The sequence below is a fragment of the Pseudomonas sp. AU12215 genome (assembly GCF_001675465.2).
Lineage (GTDB): Bacteria > Pseudomonadota > Gammaproteobacteria > Pseudomonadales > Pseudomonadaceae > Pseudomonas > Pseudomonas nitroreducens.
On the sequence record NZ_MACM02000005.1, the window covers coordinates 1 to 24,099 of the forward strand.

Below are 24,099 nucleotides of genomic sequence, written 5' to 3' on the forward strand. Positions count from 1 at the left end.
GGGGGGGGGGGGGGGAGCAACCCCCTCACCCCAGCCCTCTCCCCCGGGGAGAGGGGGAAGAGATCAGGAGCACCCCATGCAACGCTACTCCGGCTTCGGCCTGTTCAAGCACTCCCTGAGCCACCACGAGAACTGGCAGCGCATGTGGCGCACGCCCACGCCCAAGCCGGTGTATGACGTGGTCATCGTCGGCGGTGGCGGGCACGGCCTGGCCACGGCCTACTACCTGGCCAAGGAGCACGGCATCACCAACGTCGCGGTGGTCGAGAAGGGCTGGCTGGGCGGCGGCAACACCGCGCGCAACACCACCATCGTGCGTTCCAACTACCTGTGGGACGAGTCGGCGCTGCTCTACGAACACGCGATGAAGCTGTGGGAAGGCCTGTCCCAGGACCTGAACTACAACGTCATGTTCTCCCAGCGCGGGGTCTACAACCTCTGCCACACCCTGCAGGACATGCGCGACGGCGAGCGCCGCGTCAGCGCCAACCGACTCAACGGCGTGGACGGCGAACTGCTCAACGCCCAGCAGGTGGCCGAAGAGATTCCCTACCTGAACTGCACCAAGAGCGCCCGCTACCCGGTCATGGGCTCCACCGTGCAACGTCGTGGTGGCGTGGCCCGTCACGATGCCGTGGCCTGGGGCTTCGCCCGCGCGGCCGATGCCCTGGGCGTGGACCTGATCCAGCAGACCGAAGTGATCGGCTTCCGCAAGCAGGACGGCGCGGTGATCGGCGTCGAGACCAATCGCGGCTTCATCGGCGCCAAGCGCGTCGGCGTGGTCACCGCCGGCAACTCCGGGCACATGGCGATGCTCGCCGGCTTCCGCCTGCCGATCGAATCGCACCCGCTGCAGGCGCTGGTTTCCGAGCCGCTGAAACCCATCATCGACAGCGTGATCATGTCCAACGCCGTGCACGGCTATATCAGCCAGTCGGACAAGGGCGACCTGGTCATCGGCGCCGGCATCGACGGCTACAACGGCTACGGCCAGCGCGGCTCCTACCCGGTGATCGAACACACCCTGCAGGCGATCGTCGAGATGTTCCCGGTGCTCTCGCGCGTACGCATGAACCGCCAGTGGGGCGGCATCGTCGACACCACCCCGGACGCCTGCCCGATCATCGGCAAGGCTCCGGTGAAGAACCTGTTCTTCAACTGCGGCTGGGGCACCGGCGGCTTCAAGGCCACGCCCGGTTCGGGCAACGTCTTCGCCGCCACCCTCGCCAAGGGCGAGCCGCATCCGCTGGCCGCGCCCTTCTCCATCGAACGCTTCCACACCGGCGCGCTGATCGACGAACACGGCGCCGCCGCCGTCGCTCACTAAAAGCCGCCCGAAGGGCGAAATCTGATGACCCTCTCCCTTCAGGGAGAGGGTGCCCGAAGGGCGGGAGAGGGTGCTGAAGGCGCGAGCCAACCCTCAACTGAAACGAAACAACGGGAGAGCGACCCTCTCCCCAACCCTCTCCCTGAAGGGAGAGGGAGCCGGTCAGCCGGCAAGATCAGTTTCCGGAGGCTACAAAATGCTAAACATCTTCTGCCCCCATTGCGGCGAGCTGCGTTCCGAAGAGGAATTCCACGCCAAGGGCCAGGCGCACATCCCGCGCCCGCTCGATCCGGCCGCCTGCACCGACGCCGAATGGGGCGACTACCTGTTCTTCCGCGACAACCCGCGCGGCATCCACCACGAGCTGTGGGTGCACGCCGCCGGCTGCCGCCAGTACTTCAACGTCACCCGCCACACGGTGACCTACGAGATTCTCGAAACCTACAAGATCGGCGAAAAACCCAGCGTCACCGCCGCCAACTCCGAGAAGAAATCCGCTGTCCAGCCCGCCGTGGAGAAGGCCTAATGAGCCAGATCAATCGCCTGTCCCGTGGCGGTCGCATCGACCGCAACAAGCCGCTGACCTTCAGCTTCAACGGCCAGAGCTACCAGGGCTTCGCCGGTGACACCCTGGCCGCCGCGCTGCTGGCCAACGGCGTCGACATCCTCGGCCGCAGCTTCAAGTACTCGCGCCCGCGCGGCATCGTCGCCGCCGGCGCCGAAGAGCCCAACGCCATCCTGCAGATCGGCTCGCGCGAATCCACCCAGGTGCCCAACGTGCGCGCCACCCAGCAGGCGCTGTACAGCGGCCTGGTGGCGACCGCCACCAACGGCTGGCCGAACGTGCAGAACGACCTCATGGGGATCTTCGGCAAGGTCGGCGGCAAGCTGATGCCGCCGGGCTTCTACTACAAGACCTTCATGTACCCGCAGTCCATGTGGCTGACCTACGAGAAGTACATCCGCAAGGCCGCAGGCCTCGGCCGCGCGCCCACCGAAGTGGACCCGGACAGCTACGACTGGATGAACCACCACGCCGACGTGCTGATCGTCGGCGCCGGCCCCGCCGGCCTCGCCGCCGCCCTGGCCGCCTCGCGCAGCGGTGCGCGGGTGATCCTCGCCGACGAACAGGAAGAGTTCGGCGGCAGCCTGCTGGATACCCGCGAAACCCTCGACGGCAAGCCGGCCGAGGAATGGGTGGCCAAGGTGATCGCCGAGCTGGAAGGCAACCCGGACGTGCTCCTGCTGCCGCGCGCCACGGTCAACGGCTACCACGACCACAACTTCCTCACCATCCACGAGCGCCGCACCGACCATCTCGGTGAGACCGCTCCGTTGGGTCAAGTGCGCATGCGCGTGCACCGCGTGCGCGCCAACCGCGTGGTACTGGCCGCCGGCGCCCACGAGCGCCCGCTGGTCTACGGCAACAACGACGTGCCGGGCAACATGCTCGCGGGCGCCGTCTCCACCTACGTACGCCGCTATGGCGTCGCACCGGGGAAGAAACTGGTGCTGTCCACCAACAACGACTACGCCTACCGCGTCGCCCTGGACTGGCAGGAAGCCGGTCTGCAGGTGGTCGCCATCGCCGACGCCCGCCCCAATCCGCGTGGCGAGTGGGTCGAGGAAGCGCGCAAGCGCGGTATGCGGGTCATCACCGGCAGCGCAGTGATCGAGGCACGCGGCAGCAAACGCGTGAGCGGTGCGAAGGTGGCGTCCATCGACACCTTCCGTCACAAGGTCAATGCGCCCGGTGAGTGGCTGGACTGCGACCTGGTCGCCAGCTCCGGCGGCTACAGCCCGGTGGTGCACCTGGCCTCGCACCTGGGCGGCAAGCCGGAATGGCGCGAGGACATCCTCGCCTTCGTGCCCGGCCTGGCCTTCCAGAAACGCCTCTGTGCCGGCGCGGTGAACGGCGTGTTCCGCCTCGCCGATGCCCTGGCCGACGGCTACCAGGCCGGCAGCCAGGCCGCTGTCGACGGCGGTTTCAAGGCTGTCGACGGCGAGCTGCCGGTGGTCGCCGAGCGCGCCGAGGACGCCACCCTCGCGCTGTTCCAGGTGCCCCACGAGAAATCCACGGCGCGCGCGCCCAAGCAATTCGTCGATACCCAGAACGACGTCACCGCCGCCGCCATCGAACTGGCCTGCCGCGAGGGCTTCGAGTCCATCGAGCACGTCAAGCGCTACACCGCGCTGGGCTTCGGCACCGACCAGGGCAAGCTGGGCAACATCAACGGCCTGGCGATCGCCGCCCGCGCCCAGGGCAAGAGCATCGCCGACACCGGCACCACCATGTTCCGCCCCAACTACACCCCGGTGACCTTCGGCGCCGTCGCCGGCCGCCACTGCGGGCATCTGTTCGAGCCGGTACGCTTCACCGCCCTGCACGCCTGGCATGTGAAGAACGGCGCCGAATTCGAGGACGTCGGCCAGTGGAAGCGCCCGTGGTACTTCCCCAAGCGCGGCGAAGACATGCACGCCGCCGTGGCCCGCGAGTGCCGCGCCGTGCGTGAAAGCGTCGGCCTGCTCGACGCCTCCACCCTGGGCAAGATCGACATCCAGGGCCCGGACGCCCGCGAGTTCCTCAACCGTGTCTACACCAACGCCTGGACCAAGCTGGACGTGGGCAAGGCCCGCTACGGCCTGATGTGCAAGGAAGACGGCATGGTCTTCGACGATGGCGTCACCGCCTGCCTGGCCGACAACCACTTCGTCATGACCACCACCACCGGCGGCGCGGCGCGCGTGCTGGAGTGGCTGGAGCTGTACCACCAGACCGAATGGCCGGAGCTGAAGGTGTACTTCACCTCGGTCACCGACCACTGGGCCACCCTCACTCTGTCCGGCCCCAACAGCCGCAAGCTGCTGGCCGAGGTCACCGACATCGACCTGGACAAGGACGCCTTCCCCTTCATGACCTGGAAGGAAGGCAAGGTCGCCGGCGTGCCGGCGCGGGTGTTCCGCATCTCCTTCACCGGCGAGCTGTCCTACGAGGTGAACATCCAGGCCAACTACGCCATGGGTGTGCTGGAGGCCATCGTCGCCGCCGGCGCCAAGTACAACCTGACGCCTTACGGCACCGAGACCATGCACGTCCTGCGCGCCGAGAAGGGCTTCATCATCGTCGGCCAGGACACCGACGCCTCGGTGACCCCGGACGACCTGAACATGGGTTGGGCGGTCGGTCGTACCAAGCCCTTCTCCTGGATCGGCTGGCGCGGCATGAACCGCGCCGACTGCCAGCGCGAAGACCGCAAGCAGCTGGTGGGCCTGAAGCCGACCAACCCGATGGACCTGCTGCCCGAAGGCGCGCAACTGCTGTTCACCCCGCAGCACAGCGTCCCGGCGACCATGGTCGGCCACGTCACCTCCAGCTACATGAGCAGCAGCCTGGGCTACAGCTTCGCTCTGGCGGTGGTGAAGGGCGGCATCAAGCGCCTGGGCGAGAAGGTCTATGCCCCGCTGGCGGACGGCCGGGTGATCGAGGCGGAAATCTGCAGCTCGGTGTTCTACGACCCGAAAGGGGAGCGGCAGAACGTGGATTGATTCGGATCGGCCGGTTGCCCTCACCCTCTCCCGGAGGGAGAGGGTGTAGTTCGAGGCGGCCGGCGAGCACGACACTCACAGCATACTCAGCTCGGCCCCCTCTCCCTTCGGGAGAGGGCTGGGGTGAGGGGAAACAGGCGATAAGCGCCCCCAAGGTGAACAGAACATGAGCAAAGCCAACCTCTACCAGCAACGCCCCGCCGACGGCATCCAGGCCGAATCGCCCCTGCACCACGCCGAGCTGGACAAGCTCGCCGCGCGCAAGGTGGCCAATGCCGGCGTGACCCTGCGCGAGAAGAAATTCCTCGGCCACCTGACCCTGCGCGGCGACGCCCACGACCCAGCCTTCGCCGGTGGCGTGCACCAGGCCCTGGGCCTGGAGCTGCCGGTCGCCCTGGGCCTGGTGGCCAAGGGCGAAACCTCGCTGCAGTGGCTCGGCCCGGACGAGTGGCTGCTGATCGTCCCCGGCGGCGAGGAATTCGCCGTGGAGCAGCGCCTGCGCGAGGCGCTTGGCGAAGAACTGCACTACTCGGTGATCAACGTCAGCGGCGGCCAGACCCTGCTGGAACTCGAAGGCGCCAAGGTCCGCGAAGTGCTGATGAAGTCCACCGGCTACGACGTGCACCCGAGCAACTTCCCGGTGGGCAAGGCGGTCGGTACGAACTTCGCCAAGTCCCAGCTGGTGATCCGCCATACCGGCGAGCACACCTGGGAGCTGGTGGTGCGCCGCAGCTTCTCCGACTACATCTGGCTGTGGCTGCAGGACGCCTGCGCCGAGTACGGCCTGCAGGTAGCGGCATAAGAAACGCTCTTCCCCCTCTCCCCCTGGGAGAGGGCCGGGGTGAGGGAAACCCCACGCCAACCTCTGCAACCAGAGGAAAACTTCGGAGCCAGACCATGAGCCGCACCCCCGATACCTGGATCCTCACCGCCGACAGCCCGAGCCTGCTGGGCACGGTGGACGTGGTCACGCGCTACCTGTTCGAACAGCGCTGCTACGTCACCGAGCACCACTCCTTCGACGACCGCCTGGCGCAGCGCTTCTTCATCCGCATCGAATTCCGCGCCGGCGACGGCTTCGACGAGGCGGCCTTCCGCGCCGGCCTCGCCGACCGCGTCTCGCGCTTCCAGATGAACGTCGAACTGACCCCGCCGGGCTACCGCAGCAAGGTGGTGATCATGGTCTCCAAGGCCGACCACTGCCTGAACGACCTGCTCTACCGCCAGCGCATCGGCCAGTTGCCGATGGACGTGGCGGCGGTGATCTCCAACCACCCGGACCTGGAACCGCTGGCGCGCTGGCACGGCATTCCCTACCACCACTTCGCCCTCGACCCCAACGACAAGGGCGCGCAGGAGGCGAAGGTCTGGCAGGTGATCGAGGAAACCGGCGCCGAGCTGGTGATCCTCGCCCGCTACATGCAGGTGCTGTCCCCCGAGCTATGCCGGCGTCTGGACGGCTGGGCGATCAACATCCACCACTCGCTGCTGCCCGGCTTCAAGGGCGCCAAGCCCTACCACCAGGCCTACCAGAAGGGCGTGAAACTGGTCGGCGCCACCGCCCACTACATCAACAACGACCTCGACGAGGGCCCGATCATCGCCCAGGGCGTCGAGCCCGTGGACCACTCCCACTACCCCGAGGACCTGATCGCCAAGGGCCGCGACGTGGAGTGCCTGACCCTGGCCAAGGCCGTGGGCTACCACATCGAGAAGCGCGTCTTCCTGAATGCCAACCGGACGGTGGTGCTGTAGAGCAGCACCCGTAGGGCGCATAACGCCACAGGCGTTATCCGCCGTGCCGGCCTGAACGGCGGATGGATGGAGCTCATCCGCCCTACGCTTCTGGAGCCGCCGGTGAAGCCGGTGACCAGACAGCGCACCGAACAAGCCCCCTCTCCCTCTGGGAGAGGGCTGGGGTGAGGGGCTCTTAGACCTCCTCCCACGCACCGAGCAACACCGACAGCCCAGCCGGCTGCCAGCTGTACCGACCGGCCCTGTCGCGCAACACACGACATCCCAGTGCAAAACCGCGAGCCGCAGGGCCCGCCTTTGTACCCACAAACACAATGAGGAATGCGTATGTCTGGCAATCGTGGTGTGGTTTATCTCGGCCCAGGAAAGGTCGAGGTCCAGAACATCCCCTATCCGAAGATGCAGGACCCGCAAGGCAAGCAGATCGACCACGGGGTGATCCTGCGCGTGGTCTCCACCAACATCTGCGGCTCCGACCAGCACATGGTCCGCGGCCGTACCACCGCGCCGGAGGGCCTGGTGCTGGGCCACGAGATCACCGGTGAAGTCGTCGAGATCGGCCGGGGCGTGGAGACCATGAAGATCGGCGACCTGGTCTCGGTGCCCTTCAACGTCGCCTGCGGCCACTGCCGCACCTGCAAGGAACAGCACACCGGCGTCTGCCTGACGGTCAACCCGGCTCGCGCCGGCGGCGCCTACGGCTACGTCGACATGGGCGGCTGGGTCGGCGGCCAGGCGGAATACGTACTGGTGCCCTACGCCGACTTCAACCTGCTGAAACTGCCCAACCGCGACGCGGCGATGGAGAAGATCCGCGACCTGACCTGCCTCTCCGATATCCTGCCCACCGGCTACCACGGCGCAGTGACTGCCGGCGTCGGTCCGGGCAGCACCGTCTACATCGCCGGCGCCGGTCCGGTGGGCCTTGCCGCCGCTGCTTCGGCCCGCCTGCTGGGCGCCGCCGTGGTCATCGTCGGTGACGTCAACCCGACCCGCCTGGCCCACGCCAAGGCGCAGGGCTTCGAGATCGCCGACCTGTCCAAGGACACTCCGCTGCACGAACAGATCGCCGACCTGCTGGGCGAGCCGGAAGTGGACTGCGCGGTCGACGCGGTGGGCTTCGAGGCCCGCGGCCATGGTCATTCCGGGTCGCAGCACGAGGCTCCGGCCACCGTGCTGAACTCGCTGATGGGCGTGGTGCGGGTGGCCGGCAAGATCGGCATTCCCGGCCTGTACGTCACCGAGGATCCGGGCGCCGTGGACGATGCCGCCAAGCACGGCAGCCTGAGCATCCGCTTCGGCCTGGGCTGGGCCAAGTCGCACAGCTTCCACACCGGCCAGACCCCGGTGATGAAGTACAACCGCCAGCTGATGCAGGCGATCATGTGGGACCGCATCAAGATCGCCGACATCGTCGGGGTGGAAGTCATCACCCTGGACGATGCGCCGAAAGGCTACGGCGAGTTCGATGCCGGGGTGCCGAAGAAATTCGTCATCGACCCGCACAACCTGTTCCGCGCCGCCTGACGGCGCATGCCCCCCGGCCGCGACTCCACTTCCGCGGCCGTCTCTCCAGGGGAGCCGCAAGGCTCCCTTTTTTTGTCCGCGCGGCCGGGGCGTGTAGGAGCGAGGGGGACGCCTAGTTCTTGCTCGCGAACCCGCCCAGCACCGGCGCAACCGGGACATCTGTTCGCGAGCAAGCTCGCTCCTACAGAAAAGACGTCAGTGCTTGGGAGCGGGGCAGTTGAAGTCGCCTTCCTGGCAGTCGGACAGCGTCTGCAGCTCCTTGATGCGCTGATCGGTCATGGCCTTCAGGCAGTTGCTGTAGGCCATCGGGTAACCCGAACCACCCTCGACGCTGGACGTCTCGAACTTGCAGCTCAAGTCGCGGTAGTTCAGCCAGGCTTTCTGCGCGGCGGTGAGCGCTTTCTTCTGTCCGGCATCCAGGCGCTGGCGGTACTGCCCGTAGAGGTCGTTGAGGCGCTTGTCGCTGGCTTTGTAAGCGGAGCCGATGCAGGCGTTGATATCCGCCTGGGTCTGGGCGTCGGCGCAGTCGGCAGCGGCCTGGGCGAGGGCGGAGAAGGCCAGCAGGCCGAGGGGAAGGAGCAGGAACTTCATGGGGACGCGATCCGTTGTTTTGGATGGAGTCCCTACTCTAGCCGCTCGGGCGCGAAGTCGATGCAGGACATCGACCCAAGCTCAGCTCGTGAGAAGGCGGCGGATAACGCTGGGGGCGTTATGCGCCCTACGGGATTTGGCGCGATACCGTAGGGCGGATAACCGCTCGCGGTTATCCGCCGTTTCGTCGCAGGTTCAGCCCAGCAGCTTCGCCGCCATCCGCTCCAGCGCCTGACGCTGGAAGGCGCGGAAGTCCGCGTCCGGCTGCTGGCCTTCAAGCATCGGCAGGAAGGGATCGACCACCTCGGTGCGCACGCCAACCATTTCCTCGATCACCGCGTGACCGCAGAACGGCACGTAGGCTTCCGCGTAGCCGCCCTCGTGCACCACCACCAGCTTACCATCGCACAGGCGCTCGGCAGCGTCACGCACGGCGGCAGTCATGAAGCGGAAGGTCTCGCTGTGGGCGAGCATCCGCGCCAGTGGGTCCACGCCGTTGGCGTCGAAGCCGCTGGCGACCACGATCAGCTCGGGCTGGAAGCGTTCCAGCGCCGGCACGATGAGGGTTTCCATGGCCGCGCGGTAGGCGTCGTCGCCGCTGCCCGGATAGAGCGGCACATTGAGGTTGTAGCCCTTGCCCGCGCCTTCGCCGATGTCGTCCACGGCGCCAGTCCCAGTGGGGTAGCAGTCGGCCTGGTGGATCGACAGGGTCAGCACGTCGTCACGGCCGTAGAAGATCGCCTCGGTGCCGTTGCCGTGGTGCACGTCCCAGTCGAGCACCGCCACGCGCTGGATACCGTGGCGCGCCTTGGCCGTCTCCACCGCCACGGCGATGTTGGCCAGGTAGCAGAAGCCCATGCCGCGATCGGGCAGGCAGTGGTGGCCCGGCGGGCGGGACAGCGCGTAGGCGTTGTCCAGTTCGCCGCGCAATACCGCGTCCACCGCGGCGATGGTCAGGCCTGCGGATTGCCGGGCGATGTCGTAGGTGCCATGGCTGACCATGGTTTCCTCGCCCATGTCGCCGTGGCCGGCTTCGCTGTAGGCCTTGAAGCGCTCCAGGTAACTCGCCGGGTGCACGCGCAGCAGGTCTTCCTCGCTGGCCAGCGGCGCGCTGGACAGGTGCAACTGGCTGCTCAGGCCGGAGACATCCATCAGGCTTTTCAGCCGGCGCTTGCTCTCCGGCGACTCGGCGTGGCCGGCGCCCACCGGCGGCTGCAGCCAGCCGCCGACCGGGAGGATCAGGGCATGCAGCCCGGTCGCGTGCCAGAAGCAGCGCTCGTCGAAGAAGAACCCGGTACGACGGCTCATGCGCGGGCCGCCTTCAGGGCGCGCTGGCGCTTGCGGCTGAACAGCCAGTAGACCGGCGAGACCACGCCCAGGCCGACGACCCAGGAGATGTCCGCGCCGTTCATGGCCTGCGCGGCGGCGCCGGTGTAGAGCGCGGTGGACATGAACGGCACCTGCACCAGGATGCCGAGGATGTAGCAGTTCACCGCGGTCCAGTTGAAGGTGCCGTAGATACCGCCGTCACGCCGGAAGAACGACAGCACGTCGTATTCGCCGTGGGCCACCAGGTAGTAGTCGACCAGGTTGATCGCGCTCCAGGGCACCAGCACGTAGAGCAGCAGCAGGATGAAGTTGGTGTAGTTGGCCATGAAGTTGTCCTGGCCGAGCAGGGCGATGGCCAGCGAGCCACCGAACAGCGCCAGGGCGATCACCGCGCGCCAGCCGGCCTGGGCCGACCAGGACGGCAGCAGGGTCTGGCCGACGGTGATGGCCGAGAGCGTGCCGCAGTACAGGTTCATCGAGTTGGTCGCGGCGATGCCGATGGAGAACACCGCAACCATGATGGCGCTGAAGCCGCCGGTCATCTCGATCAGGCCGGCGATGACGTCGCCCTCGCCCACCGACAGGCCGACCAGCACACCCAGCAGCATTGGCAGGATGGAGCCCAGGCAGCAGCCCCAGTAGCTCGACCAGAACGCAGTGCGCGCACCGGTGCCCTGCGGCATGTAGCGCGAGTAGTCGGAAACGTAGGGGGCGTAGGCGAGTTGCCAGAGCGCGGCGATGGACAGCGCGCCGAGGAAGCCGGGGATGTTGTTCTCGTTGCGCTGCAGCAGGTCCGCCGGCAGGCCGTGGACGAACACCAGCCAGACGAAGCTGATCAGCAGCACCGCGCCGGACAGCCAGGACATCACGCGGGTGTAGCCGTGGATCAGGCGGTAGCCGAACACCGTGGCGATCACACTGATCGCACCCACCAGCAGGATGCCAGTGTTGGTGCCGATCACCTCGAAGCGCGCGTGCAACGCCTGGCCGCCGAGCACCAGGTTGGAAGCGAAGAAGCCCAGGTACATGATCACCACCAGGGCGACCACCAGCAGCGAGCCGAAGGAGCCAAACTGGCCGCGGGTCTGCACCATCTGCGGCACGCCCAGCTGTGGGCCCTGGGCCGAGTGCAGGGCCATGAACACGCCGCCCACCAGGTTGCCCAGCACCAGCGCCAGCACGGCGGCGAAGAATGGCAGCTTGAACACGGTGACCGCCAGGGCGCCGGTGACCACGGTCAGCAGCATGATGTTGCTGCCGAACCAGATGGTGAAGAGGTCGCGGGCGCGGCCGTGTCGTTCATGCGCAGCGATGGGCTGGATGGTGCTCAGCTCCAGCGTCGTCGCCTGGTTGTGCGTCGTTGTCATGGTGTTTCTCACGCGTCGTTGGCAAGGCAGGCCCGGCGCAAGCGCCGGGCGCGGATCAGGAAAGGGAAATCAGCGAGCGGCCCAGGCGTTGAAGCGCTGTTCCAGCTCTTCGCCGTGGTCGACCCAGAAGGCCGCGTCCACCGAGCGGGCGCCTTCGAGGTTGGCCGGCGCGGTGGGCAGCGCGACGCGCACGTCCGCCGGCAGCAGGTCGAGGGTGCCCTTGTGCACGGGGCCGTAGGGGATGTTCTCGGAGAAGGTCTTCTGGGTCTGGGGCTGACTGGCGAAGGCGATGAACTTCTCGGCCAGCGCCTTGTTCGGCGTGCCTTTCACCACGGCCCAGTATTCCGGGTCGTACAGGCTGCCCGGCCAGACGATGCCCAGCTTCACGCCTTCCTTCTGCGCGGCGGCAATGCGGCCGTTGTAGGCGGCGCTCATCACCACGTCGCCGGCGGCCAGCCACTGCGGCGGTTGCGCGCCAGCTTCCCACCACTGGATGTTGCCCTTGAGCTGGTCGAGCTTGGCGAAGGCGCGGTCGACGCCTTCCTTCGTGCCGAGCACCTTGTAGATATCTTCCTGCTTCACGCCGTCTGCCAGCAGGGCGATTTCCAGGGTGTACTTGGCGCCCTTGCGCAGGCCGCGCTTGCCCGGATATTCGGCGGTGTTCCAGAAGTCGGCCCAGGACTGCGGGGCCTTGGCGACCTTGGCGCCGTTGTAGGCCATGACCATGGACCAGACGTAGGTGGCCACGCCGCACTCGCTGAGGGTGCCGGGGACGAAGTTCTTCTCGTCGCCGATGGCCGCCGGGTCGATGCGCTCGAACAGGCCTTCCTCGCAGCCGCGCAGCAGCTCGGGGCTTTCCACCTCGACCACGTCCCAGGTGACCTTGCCGACATCGACCATGGCCTTCACCTTGGCCATCTCGCCGTTGTATTCGCCGGCAACGATCTTGCCGGCGCCACTGGCCTCGAAGGGCTTGAAGTAGGCCTGCTCCTGGGCCGCCTTGGTGGCGCCGCCGAAGGAGATGACGGTGATGCTTTGGGACTGGGCATTCACGCTGCCGACAGCAGCGGCGAGGGCACAGGTGATGGAGATGCGCGTGAGCAAGGACACTTTCATGGAACGACTCCCACAGCCGGATTGGCGTTGTTGTGTTGCTGGGCAGTACCCCCGGCCAGAAGCCGGGCAAAAGGGTTCCATCGCGCGGGCGTCTTTGCGCTCGCGGCGTTGTTGTTGGTGTTCTTTTTTGTAGGAGCGGGATTGCTCGTGAAACTTCGGCGCTAGCGGGTTCCCTCTCCCCCGCCCTCTCCCTTCAGGGAGAGGGAACCGTTCGGCGCCGCCATTGAGCACGGCACTTCCCGGCGACTCGGATAAATCCCCTCTCCCTTCAGGGAGAGGGTTAGGGAGAGGGGCCCTCAGACCCAGCACAAAAGCTTCGCGAGCAAGGACTAGGCGTCCTCCTCGCTCCTACAAAAGTGCGTGCCTTACAGCACGCCGATTTCCTGGGCCGTGCGATCCACCGCGCGGCGGGTCTTGTCGACCAGTTCGTCGATCTCGGCACGACCGGCGACCAGCGCCGGGGCCATGATCATGCGGCCGAGGGTGGAACGGATGATCACGCCTTCCTCGAAGCCGATGGTGCGGCAGCGCCAGGCGATGTCGTTCTCGTTGTCGAAGCGCTTGCGGGTGGCCTTGTCCTCGACGAACTGCAGCGCGGCGACGAAGCCGGTGCCCTGGATGTCGCCCACCAGCGGGTGGTTGCCGAAGACCTCGCGCAGGCACTGCTGCAGGTACGGGCCGGTGTCGTTCTTCACCGCAGTCACCCAGCCCTCGTCACGCAGCGCGCGCAGGTTGGCGACGGCGACGGCGGCGGCCACCGGGTGGCCGGAGTAGGTCAGGCCGTGGGCGAACACGCCGCCCTCTTCCACCAGCGCCTTGGCGATGCGCTTGCTCAGCACCAGGCCGCCCATGGGGATGTAGCCGGAGGTCAGGCCCTTGGCGATGGACAGGGTGTCCGGCTGGAAGCCGAAGTGCTGGTGGGCGAACCACTCGCCGGTACGGCCGAAGCCACCGATCACTTCGTCGGCGCACAGCAGCACGTCGTACTGACGGCAGATGCGCTGGATTTCCGGCCAGTAGCTTTCCGGCGGGAAGATCATGCCGCCGGCGCCCTGGAACGGCTCGGCGATGAAGCCGGCGACGTTGTCGGCGCCCAGTTCGAGAATCTTCTCTTCCAGCTGCAGCGCGCAGCGACGGCCGAACTCGGCCGGGGTCAGGTCACCGCCGGCGGCGAAGAAGTAGGGTTCGTCGATGTGCGCGATGTCCGGGATCAGGCCGCCCATCTCGTGCATGAACTTCATGCCGCCCAGCGCGGTGGCCGCCAGGGTCGAGCCGTGGTAGCCGTTCCAGCGACCGATCATGATCTTCTTCTGCGGCTTGCCTTCGATCTGCCAGAAGCGGCGCACGGTACGGATCAGCACCTCGTTGGCCTCGGAGCCGGAGTTGGTGTAGATCGCGTGGCTGTAGTGGTCGGGCAGCAGGCTGAAGAGCGTCTCGGAGAGTTCGATCACCGCCGGGTGGGTGGTGTGGAAGAACATGTTGTAGTACGGCAACTCGTCCAGCTGGGCGGTGGCGGCGGCGGTCAGGTCCTTGCGGCCGTAGCCCAGGTTGGTGCACCACAGGCCGGACATGCCGTCGATGTACTTGTTGCCGTCGTTGTCCCACAGATGCAGGCCTTCGCCACGCACCATCACGCGCGGGCCCTCGGCGTTCAGCGCCTTCTGGTCGAGGAAGGCATGGATGTGGTGGGCCGCGTCGGCTTTCTGGTATTCACGGGTGTCGCGCGGGGCGCGGGTGTTGTCGGTCATCGACTTTCTCCTCTATCCCTCGGCGGTGCTCCGGCAGCCGGCCTGAGGGGTCTTCAGGGGATCGAGGGCGACGGACTTACCTGGGCAGTCTCACCGGCCGTCTCGAACGGTTCGGTTAGAACCTGTTTACGATCTGCTGCGCGTCGGCATGGCGGCGTTAAAAACAGGCTCTTATGAATCGGGGTATTGCTCAGGCGCCGGGTTCGACCCCGGCGGCCTGTCTTGTCTTCAGTCGCGCAGCTGGAACCAGGTGGTTTTCAACTGGGTGTACTTGTCGAACGAGTGCAGCGAGAGGTCGCGGCCGAAGCCGGACTGCTTGCCGCCGCCAAAGGGAATCGCCGGGTCCAGCGCGTCCACGGTGTTCACCGACACGGTGCCGGCGTTCAGCTTGCGGGCCACGCGGTGAGCGCGGTGCAGGTCGTCGCTCCACAGCGAAGCGGCGAGGCCGTAGATGCTGTCGTTGGCCAGACGCACGGCTTCCTCTTCGCTGTCGAAGGGGATGACTGCAAGCACCGGGCCGAACACTTCGTCGCGGGCCAGGGACTGTTCCGGGCGCACGCCGGTGAAGAGGGTCGGTTCGATGAAATTGTCCGAGCCATTGAAGCTCAGCTGGCGGCCACCGCAGGCGAGCTGCGCGCCATCGCTCTGGGCGCGGTCGATACAGGCCATGATGCCGGCGGTCTGCTTGTTGTCGACGATGGCGCCGGCGCGGCTGGCCGGGTCCAGCGGGTCGCCCGGCGTCCAGTCGCGGGCCTTGGCGATCAGGCGTTCGACGAACTCGTCGTGGATCGAGCGCTCCACCAGCAGGCGCGAGTTGGCCGAGCAGACTTCGCCCTGGTTGAAGAAGATGCCGAAGGCGGCTTTTTCAGCGGCGAGGTCGAGGTCGCGGCAGTCGGCGAACACCAGGTTCGGGCTCTTGCCGCCGCACTCCAGCCAGACCTGCTTGAGGTTGGACTGCGCGGAATACTGCATGAAGTACTTGCCGACCTGGGTCGAGCCGGTGAACACCAGGGCGTCCACATCCGGGTGCAGGCCCAGCGCCTTGCCGGCGGTTTCGCCCAGGCCCGGCACGACGTTCAGCACGCCTTCGGGGATGCCGGCTTCGAGCGCCAGCTCGGCCAGGCGCAGGGCGGAGAACGGCGACTGCTCGGCGGGCTTGAGCACCACGGAGTTGCCGGCGGCCAGCGCGGGCGCCAGCTTCCAGGCGGCCATGTCGAGCGGGAAGTTCCACGGCACCACGGCGCCGATCACGCCCAGCGGCGTGCGGGTGATGGTGGCCAGGGCGTTCTGCGCGGTCGGGGCGACCTGGTCGTAGAGCTTGTCGAGGCTTTCGGCGTACCAGGAGAACACGCCAGCGGCGCCGGGCACGTCGATATTCCAGGCGTCCATCACCGGCTTGCCCATGTTCAGGGTATCGAGCAGGGCCAGTTCGTCGCGGTTGGCCATCATCAGCTCGGCGAGCTTCTGCAGCACGGCCTTGCGCTCACGCGGCGCCATGCGCGCCCAGGGGCCGGTCTCGAAGGCCTGGCGGGCAACCCGCACGGCGGCGTCGATCTCGGCCGCGCCACAGGCGGCGACATTGGCCAGCAGGCGATTGGTCGCCGGGTCGATGGACGCGAAGGTCGCGCCGTCCTGCGCAGCCACGCGGCGGCCGCCGATCAGCGCGCTGTCGATGAAGGTCTGCCGGGCAGCACGCTGCCGCCAATCGTTGAGCTCGTACACCAGGGCACTCCGTGGAGGATCGTTGTTGTTGGAATGTGGATTGGATGGTCGCCGAAGGCCTTGCCAAGGAAAATTATTAAATTTGTCTTCGGGGTATATGAAAAAGCTGGGCAGCCTCGCACCAGCCCGGAGCATGGCGCGCCATCGCGGGGCGTGCCTGCGCACCGCTGCAGGGCCCGTATTCAGCGGGTCAGCGCACCGTACAGCTCGGGGCGGCGGCACGCCAGGTAAGGGAAAGTGCCGGCCTGGCGGGCACGCTGCTGCGTGTCGAGATCGACGATCAGCAGACTCTCCGCGGGCCCGGCGGCAGCCAGGCGCTCGCCGTCCGGCGCGACGATGCAGGAGCCGCCGAGGAAGGCCAGTCCGTCCTCCACGCCGCAGTGGTTGCAGTAGGCGACGAACAACTGGTTCTCCACCGCCCGCGCCGGGACGATCACGCCCGGAACCGCGCCGTACTCCGGCGTCAGCGCGGTGGGGATGAGGATCAGCCCGGCGCCGTTCAGTGCGTGGGTGCGTACCGCCTCGGGATACTCCACGTCGAAGCAGATCAGCAGGCCGATACGCCAGCCGGCGTAGTCGAACGGGGCTTCCAGCACATCGCCGGCGCTGAACACTTCGCGCTCCATGGCGCCGAACAGGTGCGCCTTGCGGTAGTGCCCGATGGCCTTCCCGGATGGGCCGATCACCTGCACCGAGTTGTACGGCTTGCCGCCCTGAGGGTGGCGTTCGGCGTAGCCGTAGGCGATAGCCAGCCCGAGGCGCTGCGCCAGCTCGCCGATACGCCGGGCGGATGGCCCGTCCGCCGCTTCGGCCAGCTCGTTCATCTGCTGCGGGACGTTGTAGCCGCCCAGCCAGAGTTCCGGGCAGAGCAGCAGCTGCGCGCCGGTTGCGGCGGCCGCGCTGGCCTGGCGCTCCAGTTGGTCGAGGTTGCCGGCAACGTCGCCGGGAAGTCCGCAGGTCTGCCACAGGGCCATGCGCATGGGCTTTACTCCAGTCCGCGTGTACGGGATTTGCAGGGTGCATTTTGGGTTTGGGCGGAGTATGCCCGCGCCCGGAGGGACGCAGCAGGCGGCCAAGGCCATGAAAAATGTGGTCCCCGGCGAGGAAAATCTTCGCCACGGGCCGCCCCCGCCGGCCGGCTCAACGCGGTATCTTGTATAAAAAAGCATCAACGAGGCGTGCAGTGGCTTCCTATACCTTGCGGCAACTGAAGTATTTCGTGACCACCGTGGAGTGCGGCAGCGTGGCTGAAGCCTCGCGCAAGCTGTACATCGCGCAACCGTCCATCTCCACGGCGATCAAGGGTCTGGAAGAGAGCTTCGGCGTGCAGCTGTTCATCCGCCACCACGCCCAGGGCGTGTCGCTCACTCCCAGCGGCGCGCGCTTCTACCGCAAGGCGCAGGAACTGCTGCGCATGGCCCACGAATTCGAGCAGAACGCCCTGGCCGACAACGACGTGGTCGCCGGGCAGATCGACATCGGCTGCTTCGAGACGGTCGCCCCGCTCTACCTGCCGCGGCTGATCTCGGGCTTCCGCGAGCGCTATCCGGGCGTGGAAATCCGCATCAGCGACGGCGAACAGCAGGAGCTGGTGCAGGGCCTCACCGCCGGCCGCTTCGACCTGGCGCTGCTCTACGAACACGACCTCGACGCGACCATCTCCACCGACCCGCTGATGCCCGCCCAGCGCCCCTACGCGCTGCTGCCGGAGAACCACCGCTTCGCCAAGCAGGACAAGGTCTCCCTGCGCGACCTGGTGCTGGAACCGATGATCCTGTTGGACGTGCAACCCAGCCGCACCTACTTCGTGCGCATCTTCGAGGAACTGGGGCTGAACCCGCACATCGCCTTCAGCTCGCCCTCCATCGAGATGGTGCGCGGCATGGTCGGCCAGGGTTTCGGCTTCTCGGTGCTGGTCACCCGCCCGCATTCGGAGTGCACCTACGACGGCAAGAAGGTGGTGATGGTGAACATCGCCGAGGACGTCAGCGCCTCCGGCCTGGTCGCCGCCTGGCTCAAGCGCGCCCAGCTGACCAAGCCGGCGCAGCTATTCGTCGACTTCGCACGGGAGGAGTTGAGCGGGAAGCATTGAAGCCCGCTCTTCGTAGGAGCGAGCTTGCTCGCGAACAGACGTCGGCGCTGCGGCCTGCCCTCGCCCTCTCCCGGAGGGAGAGGGGACTGGTCGGCATGCACTGAATACACAGCGCTCGCCGGCTAACTCCGAAAACAAGCCAACACTGCGAACGGCCCCCTCTCCCCCTGGGAGAGGGCTGGGGTGAGGGAAACACCCAGGCACCAAACTCCCCTCCCGTCACTCCCCGTGCCCCTCGCCGACATCCGGCGTTACAATCTCGCCCCCTTTCGTTTCCGTTGTCCCATCGTCCCCATGCTCATCTGGAAAGAGCGCGTGCAGCGCCTGATCACCCTCGTCCTCGGCCTGCTGCAGCGCTACCCGCGCCTGATCGCCCTCTTCGGTTTCTGCTCCGGGGTGTTCAGCTTCGTCATGGTCGACCGCCACCGCGCCGGTTTCGCCCGCGCCATGGCCATCGTCATGCTGGTCAGCTGGATCTGGCTGATGCTGGAGAACCTGCTCACCAAGCGCTTCAAGAGCCGCTTCGGCTGGGAAGTACCGCCGGGCCTGCTGCGCTACGCCACCCAGCTGATCCACCAGGAAAGCCTGTTCTTCTGCCTGCCGTTCTTCTTCGTCACCACCACCTGGAACAGCGGCCAGGCGCTGTTCACCGGCGTGCTGACGCTGGCGGGGCTTGCCGCGATCACCGACCCGATCTACTACAAGTGGCTGTCGGTGCGGCGCTGGACCTTCCTCGGCTATCACACCCTGACGCTGTTCGCGGTGCTGCTCACCGCGCTGCCGATCATCCTCCACCTGAGCACCCCGCAGAGTTACCAGGCGGCGCTGGGCATCGCCGTGCTGCTGTCCTTCCCGAGCCTCGCGGTGACGGTGAAGATCCACAAATGGTGGCGTTGGTTCGCCCTCGTCGGCCTGACCCTGTCCATCGGCGCGGTGGGCTGGTTCGCCCGCGCCTGGGTGCCGCCGTCGACCCTGTGGATGACCGAGATGGCGGTGACCGAGAGCTTCGACAACGCCCAGCGCACTCCCGGCGACAGCCTGGAGACGGTCAGCGTCGCGCAGATCAAGAGCCAGGGCCTTTACGCCTACACCGCGATCAACGCTCCGCGCGGGCTGAACGAGCGCATCTATCACGCCTGGCGCAAGGACGGCCAGGAAGTCGACCGCATCGCCCTGGACATCAAGGGCGGCCGCGAAGCCGGCTATCGCGCCTGGACGCACAAGCAGAACTTCCCCAGCGACCCCAGCGGCAAGTGGCAGGTGCAGGTGCTCACCGAAGCCGGACAAGTCATCGGCACATTGCGCTTCGAGGTCACGCCCTGACCGCTCGGTATCCTTGACCCGCCTCGGCGCTTTCCTCTACATAGAGCCTCTCCCGAGAACAAAAAGCACCGAGAGAGTCATGACCGATACTGCCCTGCACCCGTTCGACCGCGCCGTGGCCCTGCAACCCGTAGCCGGCCAGCCCAACCTCTACGAAGGCCACACCAGCCAGGACTACTGGAACATGGTCGGCCCCTTCGGCGGCGTGACCGCCGCGGTCCTGCTGCAGGGCGCGCTGCGCCATCCGCAGCTGCTCGGCAGCCCGGTGTCATTGACGGTGAACTATGCCGCTGCCGTCGTGGCAGGCGCCTTCCAGGTCGAAGCCGTCCCGGTGCGCACCAACCGCTCCACCCAGCACTGGCTGCTGCAACTGACCCAGCCCGATGACGCCGGCGAACAGCAGGTCACCACCACCGCCACCCTGGTCACCGCGCTGCGCCGCGAAACCTGGAGCCTGACCGATATCCCCGCGCCGAACGTCGCTCCGCCCAGCGACTTCGAGCCGATGAGCCCAGCCGCCAAGGGCGTGGCCTGGCCCAGGCAGTACGAGATGCGCCCGGTCTCCGGCGCCTTCCCGACGAAATGGGACGGCAGCGGCGAGACCAGCCGCAGCCAGCTCTGGATGCGCGATGCACAACCACGCCCGCTGGACTTCCTGTCCCTGGCGGCGCTGAGCGACATCTTCTACCCGCGCGTCTGGCTGCGCCGCGCCACGCCGGTACCGGCCGGCACCGTGTCGATCACCACCTACTTCCACACCGACGCGGCGCAACTGGCCGAGGTCGGCACCGGCCACCTGCTGGGCGACGCCCGCGCCCAGGAATTCCGCAATGGCTTCTTCGACCAGAGCGCGCAGCTGTGGAGCGAGTCCGGCGCGCTGCTGGCGACCAGCAACCAGATCGTTTACTACAAGGAATAAGTGCCTCAGACCCGTTTTCTGAGGGGCATGGGTCACCTGTAGGAGCAAGCCTGCTCGCGAACAGGGCTCCAGGCATGCACCGAAGCTGGGCGGTTCGCGAGCAAGCTCGCTCCTACAGAAAGCCGGAGGTATTGCGGCAGGCAGGCAACAAAAAGCCCGGCACTTGGCCGGGCTTTCTCATCGCTGTGCAGTAGGCTCAGACCTTGCGCACGAACTCCGACTTCAGCTTCATCGCGCCGATGCCGTCGATCTTGCAGTCGATGTCGTGGTCGCCGTCGACGAGACGGATGTTCTTCACCTTGGTGCCGACCTTAACCACCAGGGACGAGCCCTTGACCTTGAGGTCCTTGATCACGGTGACGGTATCGCCGTCCTGCAGCAGGTTGCCCACCGAGTCCTTGATCACGCGCGCGTCGCCGTCAGCCTCGGCGGATGCATCGGCGGACCACTCATGGGCGCACTCGGGGCAGACCAGCTGGGCGCCGTCTTGGTAGGTGTATTCGGAATTGCATTTGGGGCAGGGCGGCAGCTGGCTCACGGCGGTTCTCACAGTGGAAACGGTAAAAAGACCGCAGAGTATATAAGGTTTCTCCCGTCCCTGCCCGGCAACAGCATTGACAATGAGCCAGCACCGTTACAAAAGCGTAAGAATCCATCGCTATAAAAGGCGGCCTCTTCGATAAGAAAAAGGACGCCACGCCATGCTGCACAAGCCCTCCCCGCTCGCGCTGAGCATCGCCGTCGTTCTGGCGAGCCTGGCCGCCGAAACCGCCCATGCCGTTCCGGTATCGCCCATCATCAGCGACGCGCAGACCAGCAGCCGGACCCTGGCCAACCAGGACACCCTGACGGTCACCCGCACCGGCAGCCTGGTCACCAGCGGCAAGAGCCTCGACCTCAAGGGCGCAGCTACCGGCAGCGGCGTGGTCATCGACAACAGCGGCCTGCTGCAGTCCACCACCGGCCGCGTGGTCGATACCTCCGGCAGCGACAGCACCACGCGCTTCTACCAGATCATCAACCGCGAAGGCGGCCGCATCGGCGGCTACGACGACGCCATCCGCATGAACAACCCGTTCAGCGCCGGCAGCCTGCTGATCGACAACGCCGGCAGCATCACCTCGGCCACCGGCCAGGCGCTGGACCTGGACAAGCTGCAGAGCGCCGCCGCCACCACGATCATCAACCGCGCCAGCGGGGTCATCCACAGCGACGGCAACGACGCGATTCGCCCCGGCGGCAACGCGAGCATCACCAACTACGGCGAGATCAGCAGCTCCGACATGGTCACCGCCGACACCAAGAACGACGGCATCGACTTCCAGGGTGCCGCGGGCGGCCAGGTGGAAAACCACGGCCTGATCAGCGGCGGCCGCCACGGCATCACCACCGATATGGGCGCCACCCTGATCAACCATGCGGACGGCGTGATCATCGGCCGCAACGGCTCGGGCTTCGGCTCGGACGGCGACGGCACCGTGATCAACTACGGGCGCATCAGCGGCGCCTACAACGGCCTGGTGCCGGACGGCGACGGCGATGGCGTGGACATCGACTACACCGGCCGCATCGAGAACCACGGCATCATCGAAGGCCTCGGCGCCGCCGGCTCGAAGGACGGCTCGCCCAACGGCAGCGAAGGCATCGCCATGGGCGGCGGCACCATCATCAACTACGCCGGCGCCATCATCCGCAGCGTCGACCGCGGCATCCTGGTCGACGACGGCAACGGCAACAGCGGCTTCAGCTCCACCACACTGGAAAACCACGGCACGATTTCCGGCGAATCCTCCTCGGGCGTGACCCTCTCGGGCGACCTCGACGACACCGTGATCAACGACGGCCTGATCCTCGGCGGCAACGGCATCGCATTGGAAATGGGCGGCGGCAACGACAGCCTGGTGCTGCTCTCCGGCAGCCGCTTCGAAGGCCTGGTGGACGGCGGCAGCGGCCGCGATAGCGTGACCCTCGACGACGCCGCCGGCGGCAGCTTCGGCAACAGCAGCAACTTCGAATGGCTGGAGGTGAAACAGGGCAGTTGGGCCCTCTCCAGCGTGAACGACTTCAGCGAAGGCGGCGAAGTCTTCAGCGGCGCCAGCCTGAGCAACACCGGCAGCCTCCTCGGCACCCTGCAGGTCGACCAGGGCGCCACCTACTCGGGCAGCGGCAGTGTCGGCGGCCTGGACGTCGCCGGCACCCTGGTCGCCTCGCCGACCCTGGGCGCTGCCCACGTCACCGGCAACCTCAACCTGCAGAGCGGCTCGACGCTCTCCTTCGGCGTGGAGCCCAGCGGCGCCCACGCCATCGTGCAGGTGGACGGCACCGCCAGCATCGCAGGCTCGCACCTCGCCGTGCAGGCTGGCAGCGGCAACTGGCCGTGGCAGAGCAGTGTGCAGGTCATCAGCGCTACCGGCGGCGTCAGCGGGCAGTTCGCCGACGTGAAGAGCAACTTCGCCTTCCTCACCCCGACGCTCAGCTACAGCGCCAATAGCGTCGACCTGCAACTGATCCGCAACGACGTGCAGTTCGGCGACCTGGCCAGCAGCAGCAACGGCCGCAATGCCGGCGCCGCGCTGCAAAGCCAGAACGGCGGCGCGCTGTACAACGCACTGGTCACCAGCGATGCAAGCAACGCCAGCGCTGCCCTGGAGCAGTTGGCCGGCGCCAGTAACGCCAGCCTCGCCGCCGCGACCATCGTCGGCAGCCAGCAGGTCGGCAGCGCCATGCTCAACGCCGTACGCCAACTGGGCAGCAGCAGCTTGCTGGCTGCCACCGAGCGCAACGATACACCGATGCTCGCCGCCACCGGCGTGCCCAGCGAAGCGCGCAACCTGAACGACCCGAACGCCTCCGGCCGGCTGTGGGTACAGGGCATCGGCAGCCACGGCAAGCTCGACGAACACAACAAGAGTGGCGACCTGCAACAGAACACCGGCGGCACCCTGCTCGGTGCCGACTGGGCGGTGACTCCGGACTGGCGCCTGGGCGTGCTGGGCGGCTACTCGCACACTGACCTGGATGGCAGCGGCGGTGTTTCCGGCGATATCGACAGCTGGCACCTGGGCGCCTACGCGCTGCACCAGAGCGGCCCGCTGGCCCTGCGACTGGGCGCGGCCTACAGCAGCCACGACGGCGAGAGCAAACGCCGGGTCGAGTTCGACGGCGTCAGCGATCGCCCCAAAGGTGACTATGACGCCGACAGCTGGCAGGCCTTCGCCGAGACTGGCTACTCCATGGGCAGCGGCCGCCTGAGCGCCGAGCCCTACGCACGCCTGGACTACCAGCGCTACGAGCGCGATTCGTACGACGAGAAAGGCGGCGCCGCCGCACTGCACGTCGACTCCCAGGACCAGGACAACCTGAGCAGCACCCTGGGCCTGCGCATCGCCCGCCTGGATACCCTGAGCAACGGCATGAGTTTCACCCCGCGCCTGGGCCTGGGCTGGCGTCACACCTTCGGCGACATCGACAGCGAAACCCGCCAGTCCTTCATTGCCGGCGGTGATGCCTTCAGCGTCCAGGGCACCGCGTTGGACCGCAACAGCCTGCTGCTGGACGTCGGTTTCGACGTCGGCCTGTCCGCACGCAATAGCGTCGGCATCGGCTACAGCGGGCAGATGGGGAGCAATGCGCAGAACCACGCGCTGATCGCCCAGTGGCAGATGGCGTTCTGACCTGAACAACGTGCAACGAAAAAGCCCGGTACCCACCGGGCTTTTTCCTTTGAGTCTTTGACA

18 protein-coding genes are annotated in these 24,099 nt (G+C 67.0%); 10 read left to right on the forward strand and 8 right to left on the reverse strand.

The features are described 5' to 3' along the window. The first annotated feature begins 76 nt into the window (after positions 1-76). The 6 genes from A9513_RS00855 (at position 77) to fdhA (ending at position 8,155) form a co-directional block, all read left to right on the forward strand. Positions 77-1,327 carry a sarcosine oxidase subunit beta gene (locus A9513_RS00855; protein ID WP_024766973.1) on the forward strand — a complete coding sequence of 417 codons (1,251 nt, stop codon included), beginning with the start codon at positions 77-79 and terminating at the stop codon, positions 1,325-1,327. A gap of 196 nt (positions 1,328-1,523) precedes the next feature. Beyond that, the gene (locus A9513_RS00860; protein ID WP_024766974.1) at positions 1,524-1,853 is read left to right on the forward strand and encodes a sarcosine oxidase subunit delta; all 330 of its coding nucleotides are present in this window, start codon (positions 1,524-1,526) and stop codon (positions 1,851-1,853) included. Further along, positions 1,853-4,873 carry a sarcosine oxidase subunit alpha gene (locus A9513_RS00865; protein ID WP_065083724.1) on the forward strand — a complete coding sequence of 1,007 codons (3,021 nt, stop codon included), beginning with the start codon at positions 1,853-1,855 and terminating at the stop codon, positions 4,871-4,873. The genes A9513_RS00860 and A9513_RS00865 overlap by 1 nt, the downstream gene beginning before the upstream one ends. Before the next feature lie 166 nt (positions 4,874-5,039). Continuing rightward, positions 5,040-5,675: a sarcosine oxidase subunit gamma gene (locus A9513_RS00870; protein WP_037012695.1), complete on the forward strand. Its 636-nt coding sequence runs from the start codon at positions 5,040-5,042 to the stop codon at positions 5,673-5,675. Between the two features lie 95 nt (positions 5,676-5,770). Beyond that, a complete protein-coding gene (locus tag A9513_RS00875) occupies positions 5,771-6,628 on the forward strand; it encodes a formyltetrahydrofolate deformylase (protein ID WP_065083725.1) in 858 nt (285 codons plus the stop codon). Positions 6,629-6,955: 327 nt separating this feature from the next. Continuing rightward, the gene (gene fdhA / locus A9513_RS00880) at positions 6,956-8,155 is read left to right on the forward strand and encodes a formaldehyde dehydrogenase, glutathione-independent (protein ID WP_038803808.1); all 1,200 of its coding nucleotides are present in this window, start codon (positions 6,956-6,958) and stop codon (positions 8,153-8,155) included. Between the two features lie 195 nt (positions 8,156-8,350). Here fdhA and A9513_RS00885 read toward each other — a convergent pair whose 3' ends face one another. From A9513_RS00885 to A9513_RS00915, 7 genes are all read right to left on the reverse strand, one after another. Then, complete coding sequence (locus A9513_RS00885; protein ID WP_065083726.1) at positions 8,351-8,746, reverse strand: lysozyme inhibitor LprI family protein; 396 nt, start codon at positions 8,744-8,746, stop codon at positions 8,351-8,353. 195 nt (positions 8,747-8,941) lie between these two features. Continuing rightward, entirely contained in the window at positions 8,942-10,054 is a 1,113-nt protein-coding gene (locus tag A9513_RS00890) for a class II histone deacetylase (protein ID WP_065083727.1), read from the reverse strand. Continuing rightward, positions 10,051-11,442, reverse strand: a complete 1,392-nt coding sequence (locus A9513_RS00895) for a cytosine permease (RefSeq protein WP_037015378.1) — start codon at positions 11,440-11,442, stop codon at positions 10,051-10,053. The genes A9513_RS00890 and A9513_RS00895 overlap by 4 nt, the downstream gene beginning before the upstream one ends. 69 nt (positions 11,443-11,511) lie before the next feature. Continuing rightward, complete coding sequence (locus A9513_RS00900) at positions 11,512-12,558, reverse strand: ABC transporter substrate-binding protein (protein WP_065083728.1); 1,047 nt, start codon at positions 12,556-12,558, stop codon at positions 11,512-11,514. A 365-nt stretch (positions 12,559-12,923) separates the two neighbouring features. Next, positions 12,924-14,306: an aspartate aminotransferase family protein gene (locus A9513_RS00905; protein WP_065083729.1), complete on the reverse strand. Its 1,383-nt coding sequence runs from the start codon at positions 14,304-14,306 to the stop codon at positions 12,924-12,926. 228 nt (positions 14,307-14,534) lie between these two features. After that, positions 14,535-16,028, reverse strand: coding sequence for an aldehyde dehydrogenase (locus tag A9513_RS00910; RefSeq protein ID WP_024766980.1), 1,494 nt, complete (start codon positions 16,026-16,028; stop codon positions 14,535-14,537). A gap of 182 nt (positions 16,029-16,210) precedes the next feature. Further along, positions 16,211-17,008, reverse strand: a complete 798-nt coding sequence (locus A9513_RS00915) for a carbon-nitrogen hydrolase family protein (protein WP_065083730.1) — start codon at positions 17,006-17,008, stop codon at positions 16,211-16,213. Positions 17,009-17,211: 203 nt separating this feature from the next. Here A9513_RS00915 and A9513_RS00920 point away from each other — a divergent pair, with 203 nt between their 5' ends. The 3 genes from A9513_RS00920 (at position 17,212) to A9513_RS00930 (ending at position 20,362) form a co-directional block, all read left to right on the forward strand. Continuing rightward, positions 17,212-18,120: a LysR substrate-binding domain-containing protein gene (locus A9513_RS00920; protein WP_024766981.1), complete on the forward strand. Its 909-nt coding sequence runs from the start codon at positions 17,212-17,214 to the stop codon at positions 18,118-18,120. A 294-nt stretch (positions 18,121-18,414) separates the two neighbouring features. Then, positions 18,415-19,443: a DUF5924 family protein gene (locus tag A9513_RS00925; RefSeq protein WP_024766126.1), complete on the forward strand. Its 1,029-nt coding sequence runs from the start codon at positions 18,415-18,417 to the stop codon at positions 19,441-19,443. 79 nt (positions 19,444-19,522) lie between these two features. Further along, a complete protein-coding gene (locus A9513_RS00930; protein WP_065083731.1) occupies positions 19,523-20,362 on the forward strand; it encodes an acyl-CoA thioesterase II in 840 nt (279 codons plus the stop codon). A 196-nt stretch (positions 20,363-20,558) separates the two neighbouring features. Here the strand turns inward: A9513_RS00930 and A9513_RS00935 are convergent, their stop codons facing one another. Next, the gene (locus A9513_RS00935; RefSeq protein ID WP_065083732.1) at positions 20,559-20,900 is read right to left on the reverse strand and encodes a zinc ribbon domain-containing protein YjdM; all 342 of its coding nucleotides are present in this window, start codon (positions 20,898-20,900) and stop codon (positions 20,559-20,561) included. 163 nt (positions 20,901-21,063) lie between these two features. Between A9513_RS00935 and A9513_RS00940 the strand changes: the two genes are divergently transcribed. Next, entirely contained in the window at positions 21,064-24,036 is a 2,973-nt protein-coding gene (locus A9513_RS00940) for an autotransporter domain-containing protein (protein ID WP_065083733.1), read from the forward strand. The last annotated feature ends 63 nt before the right edge of the window (positions 24,037-24,099 follow it).

Excerpts from the sequence above, each read along its gene's own strand:
- A9513_RS00870 (WP_037012695.1), top strand. The coding sequence starts at position 5,040 with ATGAGCAAAGCCAACCTCTACCAGCAACGCCCCGCCGACGGCATCCAG.
- A9513_RS00915 (WP_065083730.1), bottom strand. The coding sequence starts at position 17,008 with ATGCGCATGGCCCTGTGGCAGACCTGCGGACTTCCCGGCGACGTTGCC.
- A9513_RS00860 (WP_024766974.1), top strand. The coding sequence starts at position 1,524 with ATGCTAAACATCTTCTGCCCCCATTGCGGCGAGCTGCGTTCCGAAGAG.
- A9513_RS00855 (WP_024766973.1), top strand. The coding sequence starts at position 77 with ATGCAACGCTACTCCGGCTTCGGCCTGTTCAAGCACTCCCTGAGCCAC.
- A9513_RS00875 (WP_065083725.1), top strand. The coding sequence starts at position 5,771 with ATGAGCCGCACCCCCGATACCTGGATCCTCACCGCCGACAGCCCGAGC.
- A9513_RS00865 (WP_065083724.1), top strand. The coding sequence starts at position 1,853 with ATGAGCCAGATCAATCGCCTGTCCCGTGGCGGTCGCATCGACCGCAAC.
- A9513_RS00940 (WP_065083733.1), top strand. The coding sequence starts at position 21,064 with ATGCTGCACAAGCCCTCCCCGCTCGCGCTGAGCATCGCCGTCGTTCTG.
- A9513_RS00895 (WP_037015378.1), bottom strand. The coding sequence starts at position 11,442 with ATGACAACGACGCACAACCAGGCGACGACGCTGGAGCTGAGCACCATC.
- A9513_RS00930 (WP_065083731.1), top strand. The coding sequence starts at position 19,523 with ATGACCGATACTGCCCTGCACCCGTTCGACCGCGCCGTGGCCCTGCAA.
- A9513_RS00900 (WP_065083728.1), bottom strand. The coding sequence starts at position 12,558 with ATGAAAGTGTCCTTGCTCACGCGCATCTCCATCACCTGTGCCCTCGCC.
- A9513_RS00905 (WP_065083729.1), bottom strand. The coding sequence starts at position 14,306 with ATGACCGACAACACCCGCGCCCCGCGCGACACCCGTGAATACCAGAAA.
- fdhA (WP_038803808.1), top strand. The coding sequence starts at position 6,956 with ATGTCTGGCAATCGTGGTGTGGTTTATCTCGGCCCAGGAAAGGTCGAG.
- A9513_RS00890 (WP_065083727.1), bottom strand. The coding sequence starts at position 10,054 with ATGAGCCGTCGTACCGGGTTCTTCTTCGACGAGCGCTGCTTCTGGCAC.
- A9513_RS00925 (WP_024766126.1), top strand. The coding sequence starts at position 18,415 with ATGCTCATCTGGAAAGAGCGCGTGCAGCGCCTGATCACCCTCGTCCTC.
- A9513_RS00885 (WP_065083726.1), bottom strand. The coding sequence starts at position 8,746 with ATGAAGTTCCTGCTCCTTCCCCTCGGCCTGCTGGCCTTCTCCGCCCTC.